The organism is Aquiflexum balticum DSM 16537 (genome assembly GCF_900176595.1).
GTDB classification, from domain to species: Bacteria; Bacteroidota; Bacteroidia; order Cytophagales; family Cyclobacteriaceae; genus Aquiflexum; species Aquiflexum balticum.
The window spans coordinates 3,446,463-3,465,555 of record NZ_LT838813.1; the positions used below are offsets into that span (position 1 = coordinate 3,446,463).

Below are 19,093 nucleotides of genomic sequence, written 5' to 3' on the forward strand. Positions count from 1 at the left end.
ATTCAAATATACTTACTCTATTTTAAAACTTTTAATAACTTTTAAAATAGCTACTTTTCAAATTGCCCACATAAAATAAAAAGAGGGGCTTTTTTGGAGCCCCTCTTTTAAAATGGAATATTTGATGATTACATCATGCCACCCATTCCACCGCCACCCATTGGAGGCATTGCCGATGATTCTTCTTTCACATCAGCTACCACACACTCTGTGGTAAGCAACAACGCGGCAATAGAAGCAGCATTTTCAAGTGCCAATCTGGTAACTTTTGTTGGATCTATAACACCTGCTTCAAACAGATCTTCGAAAACATCTGTCCTCGCATTGTATCCAAAATTACCTTTATTTTCTTTGATTTTGTTGATAATAACAGATCCTTCTCCGCCTGCATTTTCAACAATTGTTCTCAAAGGAGATTCAAGAGCGATTCTAATGATATTGACACCAGTGATCTCATCTTCATTTTCACCTTTCACCTTTTCCAACGCAGAAGAGGCTCTTACCAAGGCAACACCACCTCCGACGACAACACCTTCCTGAACAGCTGCTCTGGTCGCATGCAATGCATCATCGACTCTATCTTTTTTCTCTTTCATCTCAACTTCAGTAGCTGCACCAATATAAAGGATGGCAACACCACCAGATAATTTTGCAAGTCTTTCCTGAAGTTTTTCCCTATCATAATCAGAGGTTGTTTTTTCAACCTGAGCTTTGATTTCTCCGATTCTTGCCTGAATTGCAGCAGAATCTCCGGCACCGTTTACAATAGTAGTATTGTCCTTGTCAATGTTGATTTTTTCAGCAGTACCAAGGTAATCTAAAGTTGCATTTTCAAGTTTGTAACCTCTTTCTTCAGAGATCACAGTACCACCTGTCAGGATAGCGATATCCTCCAACATGGCTTTTCTACGGTCACCGAATCCAGGCGCTTTTACAGCAGCTACTTTCAATGCTCCTCTGATTTTGTTTACAACCAAGGTAGCCAATGCTTCACCGTCAACATCTTCTGAGATGATCAACAATGGTCTTCCCGACTGCGCAACAGGCTCCAATACAGGAAGCAATTCTTTCATGGAAGAAATTTTCTTGTCATAGATCAAGATATATGGTCTTTCCAATTCAACTTCCATTTTTTCCGTATTGGTGACAAAGTATGGAGACAAATAACCTCTGTCAAACTGCATACCTTCTACAGTTCTCACTTCAGTTTCTGTTCCTTTTGCTTCCTCAACAGTAATTACACCGTCTTTACCTACTTTCTCCATAGCATCGGCAATCATTTTACCGATTTCCTCGTCATTGTTGGCAGAAACAGTTGCTACTTGCTGGATTTCTTTGCTGGTAGAAATAGCTTTGGAATTTTCTCTCAATTGGGCTACAACTGCTTTTACAGCCTTATCAATACCTCTTTTGAGGTCCATTGGATTTGCACCGGCTGCTACGTTTTTGATTCCGGCATTGAATATTGCCTGAGTCAAAACAGTTGCAGTAGTCGTTCCGTCACCGGCATTATCTGCGGTTTTAGAAGCGACTTCTTTTACCAACTGAGCTCCCATATTCTCAATAGGCTCAGCCAATTCAATTTCTTTTGCTACGGTAACCCCATCTTTTGTGATGGTAGGTGCGCCGAATTTTTTGTCAATAATAACATTTCGACCCTTAGGTCCAAGAGTCACTTTCACTGCGTCAGCAAGAGCGTCAACGCCTCTTTTCAGTCTGTCTCTTGCATTGGTGTCGAAAAACAGTTCTTTAGCCATTTTTTTGTTTTTTTAGGTTTTTGATAGTTTGAAATAGATGATTAAAGGATAGCGAAGATGTCAGATTCTCTCATAATGAGGAAATCCTGTCCTTCTACTGAGAGTTCAGTTCCGGCATATTTGCCGTAAAGCACTGTGTCACCTACTTTTACAGTCAAGGGCTCATCCTTTTTTCCGCCTCCTACTGCGATTACTGTGCCTTTCTGGGGCTTTTCTTTGGCAGTATCAGGAATAAAAAGGCCTGATGCGGTTTTCTCTTCAGCTGCAGCAGGTTCTACCAGAACTCTGTCTGCAAGAGGTTTGATGTTTACTTTTGACATAATTATTGAATTTTTAAAGTTTATTTACAAAATCTAATAACCCCTCATTATCATTTCTTATGCCAAATCATCTTATCTCGATTATGCTGACATATAGTCGGTCTGTTCGTTCACTTATGACAGTTTGAAATCAAAAATCGCATTAAATCCCTGTCAATTTTTCTCTGAGACTTTTTTTTGATGACAGTTTTTCTTACATTTTGTCAAAGTATGCACATATGAAAAATTTATCAGAAAACTGGATTACGGAAGGTTGGATAGACTTTGAATATAAAAAATACCTTCTGTTGGCTTATTTGAATCATGTAGATTCGCAGTTTAAAGAGGTGAAACTTTATCCTCCTTTGGCAGACCTGATCCATCATTATTCCAAACTGAAAAGTTTTGAGGAAAACAAAGAAGGGATTAAAGCTTCATTTCCCAAATTGTTGCAGGGACCAAATTGGAGTGAAATGAAAATGAATTACAAGCCCTTGTTTATTGATGATGAAATGATGAAGCAACTTGAGGATATCATTTCTTTTTCTCTTCCTCAACTTAAAAGCTATATAGAAGACGGGAAAAATATTTATGATTTTCTCGAAAAAGAAATGTTGATAGAACCTATAGGGATTTCTCCATTATACCAGAAAGAAGGATATGCACTGCTTTCTTTTGACAATTCCAAGGATATTTTTATCTACCGCTATAAGGTCAACTTGTTCCAAAACAGTATAGATACTTTCAAAGGCATCATGATGCAATTGATCAAAAGTGTCAGAAGGTCAATCGTCAACTCTTTTGAACAAATCAAGATGGATTTAATCAGAACTTATAAAGAACTTCCCAATCCCGCCACATACAGCATTCAATGCCAACATAAAATTCCTTTGGAGGAAAGTTTTTTACCGATAAGCAAAAGACTGCTGCTCAAAAAAGTGGAATAAATCGAAGGAATGAAAAAAAATTAACCCGTACTGAAATAAAAAGAATCAAAAAAAGCCCGGTTTTGCCGGGCTTAAATATTTTTATTGATTTTCATCATCGGGGTTTTCATTAACACTACCTGTTGTATCTATAGGTAGTAGGCTTTCACTATCACCGAATGAAGGAGTCAAAACCTGCTTCTTTGCACTTTCAATATTGGGAGAATTGATCTGATCAACTTCAGAAGTAGAATAAAATGCCGAAGAGGAAAGAGATAAAACCAATATGGCAATTGAAAGCACCCATGTTGCTTTTTCAAGGATATTTCCTGTTTTGGTTACTCCCATGATTTGGGAAGCACTTCCTCCAAAAGCGGCACCTACACCACCTTTAGAGTCCTGGGCAAGGATAACCAAAATCAACAACACGGCTAATATGACAATAACGCTGATAAGAAAGGTGAACATTTTGATGAATTTATAAATTCAGATTTTTGATTAAGTCCGCAAAGTAAGTGTTTTTATCCGGAAATTTCACCATTAATTTTTGATAAATTTCTTTGGCTTTTTGTTTTTTACCCTGCTTGACCAATAATTTGGCATAAGATTCCGACAATAGGGTAGGATGGAGATGGGTGCTTTTTTCTGATAAGTCATCCTGTTTCTGAAAATCCTCAATTTCCCTAAGGGTAGCTAGTTTTATTTCTTTTTTACTGAAGGCTTTGATTATATCAATCTGCTTTTTCTTTTTTTCATCAAGGATTTCTTTTTTCTCCTTCAATTTGATTGTCTCAAGCAAATCATCCTTTGACTTTCGTCTTTTGGGTTTTTTTGGTACATCAGGCTTTTTCTTGGGAGTTTCAGCAAATCTTACTTTCTTTTTGTGCAGGTCTTCGCCAAGCTTCTTTAATATTTCCGCTCTTTCTTGGGGATTGGTATCTTTGGTAGGTTCAGGAATCAGTGATTTTTCAAAATCATCCAACGCTATGGATTTTAAATTCGATGTTCTGGATGACAATAAACTCTCCAAATTGTCATCGAGTTTACTTTGCAGAAATCTGAAAGGGGTATCTGACTGAATCATCATTTTGAGCCAAGACCTGTCAGGGCTTGTTACTGCTGACCAATGTAGGAGTTCTTTAGATTCCCCATTGGTCTTTTCAAATTCAAATTTTGCCAATAATACCTTAGGGATTTGAAAATAGGGGAAAGTCTCATGCCATTTGATAAGATGGGTAATATCATCCTTCTGGAGCTGACTTCCTTTTCTGATTATTCCTATGAGCTGTTGCGTATTCACTTCTCTTTCCTTGAATCTGTCCCAATTTAATCAAATTTACCAATTTGCCACAGTGGCAGAAAAGATGTCCTGAAGTATCTGGTCAAAAATCTCCTCTATCAATTGACTTTCCACCTGTAATATGGAAGTAGTCCTGGGGTCGTAATCCTTAAAAAAAGAAAAATTCCTTTTTAAGCTTTCCTCTTCGACTACGGTATTGACATAATCCACTTCAACTGAAATAGTCAATCTCATCTGTCCGGCCCGATCCGGTAGGTTTGGGTCCTGACTTGAAACTGTGGCCTGTGGGGTAATTGCATAACGGTTGATTGACCCCGAAAACTGTAAGTCTCCGTTATTTCTGACCAACTCCAGCTGGGTATTCCGCTGATAGAATTCTTTAAGTGATTCAGTGAAGAGCTGCTCCATATTTGCAGGACCCCCGCCGGAATCATTGAAGAAATTTTCGACCGAAAATGATTTGGTCAACTCGTAATTGAGATTGGTGCCTGTAAAACTATAGCTGACGGCACAGGCTTGTAGCAATATTAAAAATAAACCCCAACTGATCAAGTTTGTTATTTTACGCTTACTCAATGTCATATTGTTTGATTTTCCTATATAACGTTCTTTCGGAGATTCCAAGGTCGCTTGCCGCATATTTTCTTTTATTATTATGCTTTCTAAGTGCCCTGATGATCATTTCCTTTTCCTTTTTCTCAAGTGAAAGCGAGCTGTCATCCTCCTCATGAATGATATCCTCTATGGACTCGTCATCATAGTCTTCTATTTGTTCCTTTTGATGCTGTTTTTCCAAAACAAGAGGTAAATTGGAAGATTGGCTGACAGGTTTTGAATCTTCATAAGACTTGGAAGAATCTATATCCTCAAACAAATCCTGATGTTTGTTCATAATATTTGAACTCAGGCCACCTGATTGATAGGTTTCCAATACCAGCTTTTTCAGGTCATTCATATCTTTTTTCATGTCAAAAAGAACTTTATATAGAATTTCCCTTTCCGAAAAATCAGTGAAATCCTGACTTCCGCCCGAATTGGCCATTAATGCCGGTAACCGGACCTGTTCTGCAGGAAGGTAGCGGGCCAGTGTAGCAGCGTCTATTTCTCTTTCATGCTCCAAAAGTGAGATTTGTTCAGCGATATTCTTAAGTTGTCGGATATTACCCGGGAACGGGAATTTCATCAACAATTTCTTCGCATCACTATCCAAACTGATGGGTTTGATTTTATATTTTTCTGAAAAATCAGTAGTAAATTTTCTGAAGAGCAATACCACATCCTCTCCTCTTTCTCTCAAAGGAGGAACATAAATCGGCACAGTATTCAACCTGTAATAAAGGTCTTCTCTGAATTCACCTTTTTCTACTGCTTTGATCAGATTGACATTTGTAGCTGCAATGACCCTGACATTGGTTTTAAGTACTTTTGAAGAGCCTACTTTGATAAATTCCCCGTTTTCCAATACCCTTAATAACCTCGCTTGGGTTCCCAAGGGCATTTCTCCAATTTCATCTAAAAAGATAGACCCGCCATCCGTCACCTCGAAATAACCTTTTCTGGCTTCATGGGCACCGGTAAAGGATCCTTTTTCATGTCCAAATAATTCTGAGTCGATAGTTCCTTCCGGTATAGCCCCACAGTTGATAGCGATAAATTTTCCATGCTTCCTTAAGCTCAGGGAATGAATGATTTTGGAAAAAGATTCCTTGCCGCTTCCACTTTCTCCTGTGATCAATACCGTCATTTCGGTAGGGGCAGCCTGCATCGCGACCTGAATGGCGTGATTTAATAAAGGACTATTTCCAATAATGGCAAACCTTTGTTTAACGCTTTGAATTTCCTGGGGTGTAATCATCAGTGTCTGGGGGTTTTCAAGAAATTACTTCTCCGAATAAAGTTGCAGGGGAACATTCGGTAATTTTTACCTTTACATAGTCGCCTTTTTGATATTGATTGTTAGGAATGATGACCACTTTATTGGCGGAATTTCTACCTCTGAGCTGTAATTCAGATCTTTTTGAAGTGCCCTCTATAAGAATTTCCTGGATTTTTCCCAGATCAAGTTTATTCCTTTCCAAGGAAATGGCATTTTGTTTATCGATGATTTCTGCCAATCTTCTTTTTTTGGTTTCAAGTGGAATATCATCCTCGAATTTCTTGGCAGCTAGAGTTCCCGGCCGCTCAGAATAGAAAAACATATAAGAAAAATCGTACTTGACAATGTCCATCAAAGTTAGAGTATCTTGATGTTCTGCTTCAGTTTCTGTACAGAAACCAGCTATCATGTCTGAAGATATTCCGCATTCATCACCCAATATCTCCCTGATTTTGGAAACCCTCTCCAAATACCATTCCCTATCGTAGGTACGATTCATCAACTCCAATACCCTTGAATTACCGCTTTGTACCGGAAGATGTATGTATTTGCAAATGTTGTCATATCTCTTCATGGTATGCAAAACTTCGTCCGTGATGTCTTTTGGATGAGAAGTGGAGAACCTCACCCGTAGCTTTGGGCTGACTTTTGCTACCATTTCAAGCAGATGAGCAAAATTGATGACAGCAGATACCTCTTCCTCTTTTTTGTTCAGTCTTGCTTTGTTGTTTTCTTCGGGTGACCATTTGTAACTGTCCACATTCTGACCCAAAAGCGTGACTTCTTTATATCCTTTTTCAAAAAGGTCTTGGGCTTCCTGTACTATGGAATAAGGATCTCTACTTCTTTCTCTTCCTCTTGTGAAAGGGACAACACAGAAAGAACACATGTTGTCACACCCTCTCATGATGGAAATAAAGGCACTTACCCCATTTGAATTGAGTCTTACAGGGGCAATGTCAGCGTAGGTTTCTTCACGGGAAAGAAAGGTATTGACGCCCTTATGCCCATCTTCAGCGGATGAAACCAAATTTGGAAGATCTCTGTAAGCATCCGGTCCTACCACAACATCTACTATTTTCTCTTCCTCCAATAATTTTTCTTTCAATCGTTCAGCCATACATCCCAATACCCCAATGGTTAATTCAGGTTTGGACTTTTTAAGTGAATTAAATTGGCTGAGTCTCTTTCGGACAGTCTGTTCGGCTTTTTCTCTGATGGAACAGGTATTCAGAAAAATCACATCCGCCTGTTCAAAATCTGATGTAGTGTCAAAACCATTATCCTTCATAATGGATGCTACGATTTCAGAATCTGAAAAATTCATCTGACATCCATAGGATTCTATATAAAGTTTTTTTGCTTTCCCGGTATTTTCATCCTCAGTGGTTTTGAAATCACAGGCCTGAGCTACCTTGGGAGATATAATATCTATGTCTTTAATCAAGTTTTCCATTTTAAAATAAACTATCGCGCTGCGAATTTAAGAAAATACGGACAAAATGACAGGTATTGTTCAAGCATTTATTTGGATGTGGAATATCCTGTGATTTTACCAAGCTAAATTCTTGTTTAAGCTTTAAAAAATTAACCCTGATACTTTTTCAATATCAGGGTTAAAATTAGACGTTTAAGGGCTTCATACTATTTTTCCCTATAATTTTTGAAATTTGAATTATCCTCTAGCATCACTCCACTTCTTATTTTTGAATCAAGTGAAGATCCAATCATAATCCTATCTTCAAGTTTTAACCTGGCACCTGGGGTCGATGTACCGGTGATTTTATCCAGTGCAGATTTTAATAAAGGATCTCTAACGTCTCCGAAATCTCTCCATGGAAAGAATTGAAATTCGCTGATCTCCTCGTCAGGAATAAATCCATCACCATAATCAGACTGATCTAAGCTGTTGAAACTCTTAGTGACTATTGGAAGAAGGCCATAATTATTGTCTGGATTATCTTCATCTTCCAATGCTACCGAACCTACATTTTTTCCTGTAGTTTTTGCACCAATTATCACTACATTCAAATAAGGCTTTAAACCATTGATAATTAATTCACTTGCTGAGGCTGTTCTTGAACTTGTCAAGATATAAATCTTACCATCTGCAAGTTGGTTTCCTATATTTTCAGATTTCTCTTTAAACTTTGTTTGGATATTTTGAAAAGTGGGGAACCTTGAGAGAAAACTATTATATTTTGTCTTGGAGAAAATTTTATCTGAATTAAAATTAGGAACAATTAAACTCGCCAGATTTACAGCACTTGAAACATAACCACCGCCATTATATCTAAAATCAATAATCAATTGATTGATATTTTCAGCTTTAAACTTTGCGAAAATTTCATCCATTTCAGCGTCGTACCGGGTATCCATTTGGTTTGTTGTAGGATTGTTTACCCCAGGCGCGAAAAAATGGTAAACTACATAGCCGATTTTCTGGTTGTCAATGACATATATGGAGTCAAGGAAGTTGGGATTTTCCTCTATTTGAATGGCGGCTAAAGTTACCGTTTGAGGTGCCCCAAATTGACCTGCTTCATCTGGCCTTCTAAAGGTAACTGAATGCTGATTTGACCTTTCACGGAGTAAACTTTGATAATTGTTCAATGTCATTGTGCTGCCATTAATCTGGCTTATAAGATCCCCTCTTCTCAGGTCGTTGCTGGCTGCGGGACTTCCCTTTTTCACATAGGTGATAAGGGCGATTACGTTTTCATTACTTTCACTTTCTCTCAATAATGAGATTTCATAACCCGATTCTGTAGATACTCCGGATAAACTACTGATTAACTCTTGGTAATTTGGATATATTGCTGAAAATCGATCAGTAGGTTTAAATAAGAATGACTCAAAGTAGCTTTCTGGTCTTGCTGTATTGGCAATTGGGGTTTTCATATCCTCTAACCAAAAATAAGCTTCTTCCATTACGGCTTTGATCCAATTGTTTATGGCAATATTTTTTGCCAATTCAGGATCTGGTTTATTATTTGCCGGTGGGGTAGTTTCCTCTTCGTCTTTACAAGAAGAAAAAACCGATAATATTACAATCAAGCTTAATATTATCCTTGATCTGATTTTTAATCTTTCCATAAATTGCAACATATTGAATGTAAACCAAATTTAGTATTATAATGTTTTAGCACAAGAAATTGTTCTAAAAATTCTAAATTCTTAGTGAAAAAAATCAAATCAGAAAGAAGTGTTGATTGTTATATCTGATGTTTTACTATCGAGAAGTTGGCCTCTTTCACATTTGAGTACCCGGTAAGGATATTTTCTCAAAAGATCGTGATTATGTGTAGCCATCAGAATTGCGGTTCCTTCATTATTGATTTCCTGAAAAAGTTTGAAAATACCATCTGCTACATCAGGATCCAGGTTTCCGGTGGGTTCGTCAGCAAGTAATATAGAAGGTTGATTGATCAATGCCCTTGCGATAACCACTCTTTGCTGTTCACCTCCCGAAAGTTGATGGGGCATTTTCGTTGCAGCGTCTCCCAATCCCACCTTAAGCAGTACTTCCATCATTCTGTTTTTCATTTTTGCTTTGTCTTTCCAACCTGTTGCTTTCATCACGAAAAACAGATTTTCCGCAACAGTCCTGTCAGGGAAAAGCTGAAAATCCTGAAAAACAATACCGAGTTTCCTTCTCAGGTAGGGAACATCTTTCTTTTTAAGTTTTTCTAGCTGATAACCCACTATTTCACCCTGACCCATTTTAAAGGGAAGATCTGCATACATTGTTTTCAAAAGTGAGCTTTTTCCACTACCCGTTCTACCTATCAAAAACACAAACTCATCCTTATCAATCGTGAAAGTCACATCCTGTAATACGGCAGTCAACCCCTGAAAAATGCAGGCGTCGGTAATTTTAATTATTGCTTCTCCTCCAATCATTATCTATAATTCGAGTTTTTGAAGTTTTCCAAAAGGCAGATCATTAATCAAGGCCGCCAAGGCTTCTTCCTTACCTTCCAAACCAAATTTCTCAATATTCTTCATAGGCCTATCTGCCCTAAAATATGCTACAAGGACAAAATTTTCATCTCTAATTTGAATGTAATCCGGTATTTTGGCTTTTCCTTTTACTTTGATTATATACATTGGAAAAAGGGTTTAATAAATTAGAAGATTAGGTACTTAAACAAATGAAGAACCGAGAAGTTTGTTTTTATTTCCCTGCTGCTTTGGCATGGTCAGCGAGGAATTGTGCCAACCCTGAGTCTGTCAATGGATGTTTGAGCAATCCTGTAATCACTTTCAAGGGACAGGTAACGACATCAGCACCCATTTCAGCACATTTGATTAAATGCATGGAATGTCTTACAGAGGCAGCCAATACTTGGGTAGCAAAGCCATAGGTCTGATATATACCGACTATTTGATCAATAAGTTCTAGCCCATCAAAAGAAATGTCATCCAATCTTCCGATAAACGGAGAAACATAACTTGCACCGGCTTTGGCAGCAAGGATGGCTTGACCTGCAGAAAATACCAAAGTACAATTAGTCCTGATTCCCTCGTTGCTGAAATATTTAATGGCTTTGACGCCATCTTTGGTCATAGGAACCTTTACTACAATTTTATTATCGATTTTGGCCAATTCTTTTCCTTCCCGGATCATGCCTTCAAAATCTGTAGCAATAACTTCAGCACTCACATTGTCATCGACAATATCACAGATAGCTTTGTAATGTGCTCTAACATTTTCGTCACCACTGATGCCTTCTTTGGCCATCAAAGAGGGATTGGTAGTCACTCCGTCCAATACGCCTAATTCATAGGCTTCTTTTATTTCACTGAGATTGGCGGTATCGATGAAGAATTTCATTTTTTAGGATTTAGAATTTAAGATGCTGGCAAAGTTAAATGAATAAAGGGGAATTGGAAGACTTTAAAATTGGAAAATTATCAATACTTCTTCTTCGCCAGAGATTAAAATAATTAGAAAATTAATAGGACGGCAATACAAACGTTAAAATTGATTGTTAAAAATCAGATGGAATTTAAAAAAAAGAAGCGGCATCGCACCGCTACGACCGCCTACCCTTGCTTCCTTCCGGACCTGGGGGATTTAGCAGGAGCTGGTCGTGCCGCTAGGTCACAAAGGTATATCAAAAATCATCCATTGCAAATCCTAAATGTGATATTAGAGTAAATAAATGTTAAAATGCTTTAAAACAGAATATAAAGGTTGGCAGTGTTTTTGCATATTTCTATATATAAATTGAAATATTATTATGAAAAAACTACTAATTTTAGTCTCAACAGTGTTTTTATTGGGTTCTTGTTCCGTATTTGGTCCCAACCCGGAATTTTCCCAAGGAATGTCTGAAAAAAAGTTTTTAAGACAAAACAAAGAGGCTGTACTCAGTGGGATTGATGGAAATTTAAAGACATACAGAGTCAATAGGGGAGAGCGATTTTATGTATTGGCAACCTTTGAAGATGACAAACTTATCAAACTGGAAGAGATTGAGGCATATCCGCAAATGATGGAAAACATTCCAATTGACGGAAAATCAGATAACTGGAAAAATTGAATGAGTTTGGTTTGATTTCTTCAAGTGGCAGACCACATTTTTCTTGTTTGATAAAAAAATCCCGGTCGTACCACCGGGATTTTTTTTGAAGATTATTTACTAAACTTCTTTTACCTCTGCCGCCAACTTCTGCAAGGACTCCTTGGCATCACCAAAAAGCATTCTTGTTTTGGGGTAGAAGAATAGTTCGTTCTCAATGCCGGCGTAACCTGCTGCCATACCTCTTTTAAGAATAATGACATTTTTGGCCAAATCCACGTCCAATATGGGCATTCCATAAATAGGAGAGGAGGGATCATTTTTGGCTGCGGGATTGACCACATCATTGGCGCCTATCACAACCACTACATCCGTATTGGCCAATCTAGGGTTGATTTCTTCCATTTCCTGCAATCTTTCGTAAGGAACATCAGCTTCAGCTAATAAAACGTTCATATGACCAGGCATCCTACCCGCGACTGGGTGAATGGCATAACTTACTTCCACGCCCTTTTCTTCCAGAAGTTTTTCCAGTTCATGGCAGACATGCTGAGCTTGTGCTACGGCCAAACCATAACCCGGTACTATCACTACACTTTGAGAATAAGAAAGCAAAACCGCTGTGTCCGAAATACTGATTTCCCTGACGGTTTGATCTCCGCTTCCGGTTTTGGCTGCTCCCGCAGAACCTGCACCAAAAGCACCTAAAAGCACGTTGGTCAAGGATCGGTTCATGGCATTGCACATCAAAATGGTCAGGATAGTGCCCGCTGAACCTACCAGAATACCTCCGGTCAGCATGGCTTTGTTGCCATAAAGGAATCCACCAAAAGCGGCAGCCATACCGGTAAATGAGTTTAGCAAGGAGATTACTACTGGCATATCCGCACCACCAATGGGCATCACAAACAAGATTCCATAAATAAGGGCAATTGCAAGAAGACCGTAAAAAAACAATGGATCAGAGCCATTGAACATTTGGATTCCAATCAGCACAATGATCACCGCCAATAAAAACATATTGATCGCCTGATTCATCGGAAGGACTTTGTCTTTGATTTTTCCCTCTAATTTACCGTAGGCAATCATGGAACCTGAGAAGGAAACTGAACCGATAAGAAGTCCCAAAAGCATAACCAACAGTTCACCGTCAAATCCTGATACAGTTGCATGCTGATGGTGTTGGAACTCTATGATGGCTATCAATGCGGCGCAGGCACCACCCATTCCATTGAAGAAGGATACCATTTGAGGCATAGAAGTCATCTGAACCTTTTTGGCCATCACGGTACCGATACCGGTTCCCACAGCGAGACCCAAAAATATCAAACCGTAATTCAGACCTTTTCCGGAATCAAATTCCTGGTATAAAGTAAGTGTGGCCACAATGGCTATCAACATACCTGCAGCAGCGATTAGATTTCCTTTTCGTGCAGTATCAGGGTGACTGAGCATTTTCAATCCCAGTATAAATGTGATAGACGCAATCAGATAGGTGATTTCAAGGATATTCAGACTTATCATGATTTCTTGGGTTTTTTCTTGAACATTTCCAACATCCGGTCTGTGACTACAAAACCGCCTATAACATTGAGCATACCTACAACAACCGCCAAAAACCCAACAGAGAGGGCCAAATAATTGTCAGGAGAAGCCTGAAGCATGACGATAATTGCTCCGACTACCACCACACCATGAATGGCATTGGCACCTGACATCAATGGGGTATGCAAAATGGCAGGGACATTGGAAATCACTTCCACCCCTAATAAAATGGCCAAAACAAGGAAATAAATCATTTCCATGTTATTACCTATGTATTCCAATATTGATTCCATGATTAATTGTTTAACATTTGAACGATTCTGGAATTGACGGGCTTTCCATCATGACACACGCAAGTGCCCGCCACAATGTCGTCTTCGAAATTCAGATTTAAGTTTCCGTCTTTTATGATCAGTTTTAAAAAATTCAGATAATTTTTTCCATACATTTTACTGGCATCCTGAGGCATATTGGCTGCTAAGTTGCCTACACCTACAATCCTGACCCCATTGACCTCTACGGTCTGATCGGGTTGGGACAATGCACAATTTCCACCCGAAGATGCTGCTAAGTCAATAATGACCGAACCAGGTTTCATGGCCCTTACAGTCCTTTCTTCCACCAATTGTGGTGCTTTCCTTCCGGGTATTTGTGCAGTAGTGATGATTACATCCGCCTTCATGGCATGTTCATGGATGGTGTCCTTTTGTTTTTGAAGGTATTCAGCTGACTGTTCGACTGCATATCCTCCTGCACCTTTGTCTTCTGTAGCGCCTTCTACATCCACGAATTTGGCTCCAAGAGAGAGTACCTCTTCTTTGGCCGCTTGTCGCACATCGAATGCAAATACAGAAGCCCCCAATCTTCTGGCAGTGGCAATGGCCTGAAGGCCTGCAACTCCTGCCCCAAGGATCAAAACACGGGATGGGGTAATACTGCCCGCCGCTGTCATAAACATCGGAAAAAATCTGGGAAGCAGGTCCGCCGCCATCAAGACAGCCTTGTATCCCGACACAGTTGCCATGGAAGAAAGCACATCCATCGCTTGGGCACGGGTTGTTCTGGGGACAAGTTCCATACTGAATGCAGTTCTTTTTTCCTTGACCAGATAGTTGGTCAGTTCCGGATTGAAAAGTGCATTGAGTTGTCCCATTAGGACACCCGATGGTTTCATTTTAGCTATTTCGTCCTCAGCTATTGCCTGAATTCCTAGAAGGAGATCTGATTGTTGAAGAATTTCGGCACGTTGATGGATTTCTGCACCAGCCTCTTTGTAAAGTTCATCTGATGCATAGGCACTAGACCCTGCATTGTTTTCCACCCAAACTGAAACTTTCCAGCTGATCAAAGTTTTCACTGCTTCGGGTAAAAGGGCCACCCGAGCCTCGTCAATGGGTTCTTTTAAAATCCCTATAATCATTGCTTTTTTTGGATAAAGCCAGAAATATTTTGAAAATAAATTTGAAGTCCTGAAACTATTAAAAAGATTCGAAAATGAAAGTTTTTTTATATGCTTAGCTCAATATTTGGGTTAATTATTTTAATTATATTTTATATTTCATCAAATAATTGTTTTATGCACACATTACTATTGAATTTCAATCATTCGCAAGTTATATCTATGGTTTTTGTTCAGATGTTGTTTTCCATTAATCTTTTTGGTCAGGTCAGTTTTCAATATGGAGGTATAGTGAGGGGAGATTCACGGGAAAAGTCAATAAGTCTGGTTTTTACTGGTCACGAATTTGCGGAAGGTGGAGAGGATATTTTGAATACACTGAATCAGTTTGATGTCAAAGCCTCATTTTTTCTGACAGGTGATTTCTACAGAAACCCTGATTTTGAAACATTGATTTACAGAATGAAAAATGAAGGACATTACTTGGGAGCCCATTCAGACAAGCATCTTTTGTATTGCACCTGGGAAGATAGAAATGAGCTTTTGGTAGATAAAGAAATATTTATAAATGATCTAAAAGAAAACTATAATGAAATGAAAGGCTTTGGGATAAGTATTGAGGATGCACCATACTTTTTACCTCCTTACGAGTGGTATAACGACAGCATTAGCCAATGGTCAGAGAGCTTTGGTTTGAAATTGGTCAATTTCACAAGTGGAACACGAAGCCATGCGGATTATACTGATCCAACGATGAGCAATTACATTTCTTCCAAGGAGATCTTGGATAGCATAAAATCTTATGAGGCAAATTCACCTAGCGGACTCAATGGCTTTTTATTGTTGATGCATATTGGAGCAGGGGACAAGAGGAAGGATAAATTTTATGCATTGTTACCTGATTTGTTGGAATGGCTGGGAGAAAAAGGATATTCTATTGAGCCTTTGAAAGAATTATTGGGTGAATGAAAGACAATTTAATGGGTGATTTAATCGGTAAAAAGGTTCGTTTAATTTAATGGTTTTCTCAAAATCCATTAGGTAAATAAGTATATTTGAAATTCATAAAAATACCCTTGAAAAAACAAGATTTGTCAATATTTGATCAATGATGACAAAAAGGAAAAGCTCCGATTCTGTTCCTAGATAAGGATATGCTTTTTTTGCTGATTGATAAGTTTACCAACATAACCAATTAATTATGAGAAGATTTAATTTGCTTTTTTTATTGTTTTCAGGAATGATCTTAGTAGGTCAGGCCCAAACCCAAAAAAAGCCCAATATCCTGGTGATATGGGGGGATGATATCGGAACCTGGAACATCAGCCACAACAACCGGGGAATGATGGGGTACAAAACACCCAATATTGACCGCATTGCAAAAGATGGTATTGGGTTTACAGATTATTATGCCCAACAAAGCTGTACCGCTGGTAGAGCAGCATTCATTGGTGGAACTGTGCCAGTAAGAACTGGAATGACCAAAGTCGGAATGCCAGGTGCCAAAGAAGGCTGGCAAAAGACTGACATCACTATTGCCACAGTGATGAAAAACCTTGGCTATGCAACAGGTCAATTTGGAAAAAACCACCAAGGGGACCGGGACGAACACCTACCCACAATGCATGGATTTAATGAGTTTTTTGGAAACCTCTACCACCTCAATGCAGAAGAGGAGCCTGAAAATGAAGATTATCCCTCTGATATGGTTTTAGCGAATGGAAAAACTTTTAAAGAAACTTATGGCCCTAGAGGCGTTATCCATTCATGGGCAGATGGAAAAGGTGGTCAAAGACTTGAAGATACAGGGCCTCTTACCAAGAAAAGGATGGAGACCATTGATGACGAGTCAATTGCAGCTACCAAAGCATTTATCAAAAAGCAGGTTGCAGCAGGAAAACCCTTTTTCACCTGGTGGAATGGAACTAGAATGCATTTCAGGACCCATGTTAAAGAAGAGCATAAGGGAATCAGCGGACAGGATGAATATGGGGATGGAATGGTTGAACATGACCTTCATGTAGGTGAATTGTTAGATCTCTTGGATGAGTTGGGAATAGCTGATAATACCGTGGTCTTGTATTCTACAGACAATGGACCGCATTACAACACCTGGCCTGATGCTGGAACAACACCATTTCATGGTGAAAAAAACAGTAGCTGGGAAGGTGCTTTCAGAGTGCCTGCATTTATTAAATGGCCGGGCAAATTCGTGGGCGGTACTACTCTGAACGGTATTGTTTCCCATGAAGATTGGTTACCTACTTTTGCAGCCATAGGTGGAGATCCTAATGTGGTTGATAAAATTAAAAAAGGAGTCACAATGAATGGCAAAACTTTCAAAAATCACATAGATGGCGTCAATCAACTGGACTATCTGACAGGAAAGGTCAAGGAATCTCCCAGAGCTGGATTTATTTATGTAAATGATGCCGGTGAAATTGCAGCTTTGAGATATGGGGACTGGAAAGCTATGTTTTTGGAAAATAGAGCAGATAAATTACAAATATGGTTGGAGCCTTTTGTGGAACTTAGAGCTCCTTATTTAATCAATCTTCGAAGAGATCCTTTTGAAAAGGCAATTGAAGGCTCCAATACTTATTATGATTGGTATATAGACCGTGCATATATTCTTATTGCCATTCAGGGCTACGCATTTAATTTCCTTTCAACCTTTAAAGATTATCCTCCAAGTCAAACTGCAGGAGACTGGAGTTTGGGAAAAGTCCAGAAACAGATTGAAGAAATGACAAATAAAAGTAATTAATACGGAATGAAAAGCCGGTCTTTATTTGACCGGCTTTTCATTTTTTTCCAAAGAAATTATGAAATTCAGATCAATATTGATACTAAAGGTTTTAGTAGGACTATTGCTCTTTGAAGTAGGTTGTACCAGTCCACAATCAAATTCTATAGCTGAGGTTGTTGTAGCATCTGATCCTCTTCCCTCTTGGAATGAAAGCAGTACGAAGCAGCAAATAATTGATTTTGTAACGTCAACGACCACAACAGGAAGTCCGGATTTTGTTCCTGAAGCGGACCGAATTGCTGTTTTTGACAATGACGGAACTTTGTGGGCTGAACAACCCATGTATTTTCAATTGATTTATGCCGTTGACTTTATTAAAAAAGAAGCTTCAAAACACCCTGATTGGCAGACCCAAGAACCATTCAAAAGTGTACTTTCCGGCGATTTGAGTGCGGTAATGAAAGGTGGAGAAAAAGCTTTGTTGGAGATGCTGATGGTTTCGCATGCAGGGATGACTACAGAAGAGTTTGGGAAATCAGTTAACTCTTGGCTGCAAACAGCAACTCACCCCAAAACAGGAAAGGCTTATTCCCAAATGATATACCAACCCATGTTGGAGTTGTTGGAATATCTGCGGGCCAATGGTTACAAGACTTTTATTGTTTCCGGTGGAGGGATAGATTTTTTAAGAGTATTTGCGGAAAAAGTTTATGGAATCCCACCTTACCAGGTTATCGGTAGTTCTATCAAGGCCAAATATGATGTAGTGGAAGGACAGCCCATCATTACCAAACTTCCTGAAATCAATTTCATCGACGACAAAGAAGGCAAACCTATTGCTATCCATCTCCATATAGGCAAGAGACCTGTATTTGCAGCAGGCAATTCTGATGGAGATTACGCCATGCTTGAATACACCTCCAAAGGTGATGGCCCAAGATTTGGAATGATTATCCATCATACTGATTCCTTGCGGGAATATGCTTATGATAGAGATTCACCGATCGGTAGATTAGAGAAAGGACTTGACAATGCGCCTATGTTTAATTGGTCAATTGTTGATATGAAAACAGACTGGAAGGTAATTTTCCCATTTGATTGAAAAACAATACTCAAAATGAAATGGTCCAAAGTGATTGGAAATAGGATATCAAAGGGAATCATTCTTTTTATAGTTCCGCTTGTTGTTTTGGTTTTTATCCTTGAAAAAGCGGTAATGCTGATCCGGGGTCTTCTTTCACCCATTAAGGACCTTTTACCTGAGGAGCCTTTTTTAGGAATTGGGATGCTGACTTTGGTTAGTATTGTTGTACTCTTATTGGCCTGTTACGGATTCGGGTACATTTCCGAAAGGGAAAGAGTCAAAACCATCTTTAGGAAAATTGATAACGGAATATCATTGATCATTCCGGGATATGCCATGCTGAAAACTCAAGCAGGCGATGTCATAGGAACCAATAACGGGGAATGGAAACCGGTGCTTTTGGGAGAAGATGGTGATTGGAAAATAGGTATCGAAGTAGAAAGAAGAGTTGATGGGCTGAGTATGGTATTTTTTCCTGAGCCGCCTGACGGCAAATCGGGTGAAATCAAACTGATTCAACAATCAAAGTTAAAGCCACTTGACATGCCGGTCAGCAAAATCCTTGGAATTATCAAGAAATACGGAAAAGATGCTTCCATTATCCAAAGCGAATAATTTTGAATTCTACCT

Annotated in this window: 20 protein-coding genes and 1 other RNA gene; 6 read left to right on the forward strand and 15 right to left on the reverse strand. The window is 38.9% G+C overall.

The window, feature by feature from the left end:
• Positions 1-128 precede the first annotated feature (128 nt).
• Positions 129-1,757 carry a chaperonin GroEL gene (gene groL, locus B9A52_RS14555; RefSeq protein ID WP_084121143.1) on the reverse strand — a complete coding sequence of 543 codons (1,629 nt, stop codon included), beginning with the start codon at positions 1,755-1,757 and terminating at the stop codon, positions 129-131.
• Between the two features lie 41 nt (positions 1,758-1,798).
• Complete coding sequence (locus B9A52_RS14560; protein ID WP_084121144.1) at positions 1,799-2,077, reverse strand: co-chaperone GroES; 279 nt, start codon at positions 2,075-2,077, stop codon at positions 1,799-1,801.
• Positions 2,078-2,295: 218 nt separating this feature from the next.
• Between B9A52_RS14560 and B9A52_RS14565 the strand changes: the two genes are divergently transcribed.
• Positions 2,296-3,003: a hypothetical protein gene (locus B9A52_RS14565; protein ID WP_084121145.1), complete on the forward strand. Its 708-nt coding sequence runs from the start codon at positions 2,296-2,298 to the stop codon at positions 3,001-3,003.
• 81 nt (positions 3,004-3,084) lie between these two features.
• Here B9A52_RS14565 and secG read toward each other — a convergent pair whose 3' ends face one another.
• The 10 genes from secG to ffs all read right to left on the reverse strand — a co-directional run bounded on the left by secG (position 3,085) and on the right by ffs (position 11,264).
• A complete protein-coding gene (gene secG / locus B9A52_RS14570; protein WP_084121146.1) occupies positions 3,085-3,450 on the reverse strand; it encodes a preprotein translocase subunit SecG in 366 nt (121 codons plus the stop codon).
• A 10-nt stretch (positions 3,451-3,460) separates the two neighbouring features.
• Positions 3,461-4,282 (reverse strand): hypothetical protein, encoded by an 822-nt coding sequence (locus B9A52_RS14575; RefSeq protein ID WP_084121147.1) that lies wholly within the window; start codon positions 4,280-4,282, stop codon positions 3,461-3,463.
• A gap of 36 nt (positions 4,283-4,318) precedes the next feature.
• Positions 4,319-4,864 carry an LPS assembly lipoprotein LptE gene (gene lptE / locus B9A52_RS14580; RefSeq protein ID WP_084121148.1) on the reverse strand — a complete coding sequence of 182 codons (546 nt, stop codon included), beginning with the start codon at positions 4,862-4,864 and terminating at the stop codon, positions 4,319-4,321.
• Positions 4,851-6,137, reverse strand: coding sequence for a sigma-54 interaction domain-containing protein (locus tag B9A52_RS14585; RefSeq protein ID WP_084121149.1), 1,287 nt, complete (start codon positions 6,135-6,137; stop codon positions 4,851-4,853). The genes lptE and B9A52_RS14585 overlap by 14 nt, the downstream gene beginning before the upstream one ends.
• A gap of 16 nt (positions 6,138-6,153) precedes the next feature.
• Complete coding sequence (gene miaB, locus B9A52_RS14590; RefSeq protein ID WP_084121150.1) at positions 6,154-7,614, reverse strand: tRNA (N6-isopentenyl adenosine(37)-C2)-methylthiotransferase MiaB; 1,461 nt, start codon at positions 7,612-7,614, stop codon at positions 6,154-6,156.
• 188 nt (positions 7,615-7,802) lie between these two features.
• Positions 7,803-9,254 carry a S41 family peptidase gene (locus tag B9A52_RS14595; protein WP_084123533.1) on the reverse strand — a complete coding sequence of 484 codons (1,452 nt, stop codon included), beginning with the start codon at positions 9,252-9,254 and terminating at the stop codon, positions 7,803-7,805.
• A gap of 99 nt (positions 9,255-9,353) precedes the next feature.
• Positions 9,354-10,061: a cell division ATP-binding protein FtsE gene (locus B9A52_RS14600; RefSeq protein WP_157370167.1), complete on the reverse strand. Its 708-nt coding sequence runs from the start codon at positions 10,059-10,061 to the stop codon at positions 9,354-9,356.
• 3 nt (positions 10,062-10,064) lie between these two features.
• Positions 10,065-10,268, reverse strand: coding sequence for a fructose-6-phosphate aldolase (locus tag B9A52_RS14605; RefSeq protein ID WP_084121152.1), 204 nt, complete (start codon positions 10,266-10,268; stop codon positions 10,065-10,067).
• Positions 10,269-10,335: 67 nt separating this feature from the next.
• Positions 10,336-10,995, reverse strand: coding sequence for a fructose-6-phosphate aldolase (gene fsa, locus B9A52_RS14610; RefSeq protein ID WP_084121153.1), 660 nt, complete (start codon positions 10,993-10,995; stop codon positions 10,336-10,338).
• Between the two features lie 182 nt (positions 10,996-11,177).
• Positions 11,178-11,264, reverse strand: an RNA gene (gene ffs, locus B9A52_RS14615) — signal recognition particle sRNA small type.
• A 140-nt stretch (positions 11,265-11,404) separates the two neighbouring features.
• On the opposite strand from ffs, the gene B9A52_RS14620 reads away from it, so the two are divergent.
• Positions 11,405-11,707: a hypothetical protein gene (locus B9A52_RS14620; RefSeq protein WP_084121154.1), complete on the forward strand. Its 303-nt coding sequence runs from the start codon at positions 11,405-11,407 to the stop codon at positions 11,705-11,707.
• A gap of 99 nt (positions 11,708-11,806) precedes the next feature.
• Here the strand turns inward: B9A52_RS14620 and B9A52_RS14625 are convergent, their stop codons facing one another.
• Genes B9A52_RS14625 through B9A52_RS14635 form a run of 3 tightly spaced genes read right to left on the reverse strand, consistent with a single transcriptional unit; the run spans position 11,807 to position 14,651 of the window.
• Positions 11,807-13,207: an NAD(P)(+) transhydrogenase (Re/Si-specific) subunit beta gene (locus B9A52_RS14625; protein WP_084123534.1), complete on the reverse strand. Its 1,401-nt coding sequence runs from the start codon at positions 13,205-13,207 to the stop codon at positions 11,807-11,809.
• Complete coding sequence (locus B9A52_RS14630; RefSeq protein WP_084121155.1) at positions 13,207-13,524, reverse strand: NAD(P) transhydrogenase subunit alpha; 318 nt, start codon at positions 13,522-13,524, stop codon at positions 13,207-13,209. Before B9A52_RS14630 ends, B9A52_RS14625 begins: the two co-directional genes overlap by 1 nt.
• Before the next feature lie 2 nt (positions 13,525-13,526).
• Positions 13,527-14,651, reverse strand: coding sequence for a Re/Si-specific NAD(P)(+) transhydrogenase subunit alpha (locus B9A52_RS14635; protein ID WP_084121156.1), 1,125 nt, complete (start codon positions 14,649-14,651; stop codon positions 13,527-13,529).
• A gap of 156 nt (positions 14,652-14,807) precedes the next feature.
• On the opposite strand from B9A52_RS14635, the gene B9A52_RS14640 reads away from it, so the two are divergent.
• The 4 genes from B9A52_RS14640 to B9A52_RS14655 all read left to right on the forward strand — a co-directional run bounded on the left by B9A52_RS14640 (position 14,808) and on the right by B9A52_RS14655 (position 19,078).
• Positions 14,808-15,599, forward strand: a complete 792-nt coding sequence (locus B9A52_RS14640; protein WP_084121157.1) for a polysaccharide deacetylase family protein — start codon at positions 14,808-14,810, stop codon at positions 15,597-15,599.
• A 232-nt stretch (positions 15,600-15,831) separates the two neighbouring features.
• Positions 15,832-17,397, forward strand: coding sequence for an arylsulfatase (locus B9A52_RS14645; protein WP_157370168.1), 1,566 nt, complete (start codon positions 15,832-15,834; stop codon positions 17,395-17,397).
• A 58-nt stretch (positions 17,398-17,455) separates the two neighbouring features.
• Positions 17,456-18,481 carry an HAD family hydrolase gene (locus B9A52_RS14650; RefSeq protein WP_084121158.1) on the forward strand — a complete coding sequence of 342 codons (1,026 nt, stop codon included), beginning with the start codon at positions 17,456-17,458 and terminating at the stop codon, positions 18,479-18,481.
• Positions 18,482-18,496: 15 nt separating this feature from the next.
• Positions 18,497-19,078 carry a DUF502 domain-containing protein gene (locus B9A52_RS14655; RefSeq protein ID WP_084121159.1) on the forward strand — a complete coding sequence of 194 codons (582 nt, stop codon included), beginning with the start codon at positions 18,497-18,499 and terminating at the stop codon, positions 19,076-19,078.
• Positions 19,079-19,093 lie beyond the last annotated feature (15 nt).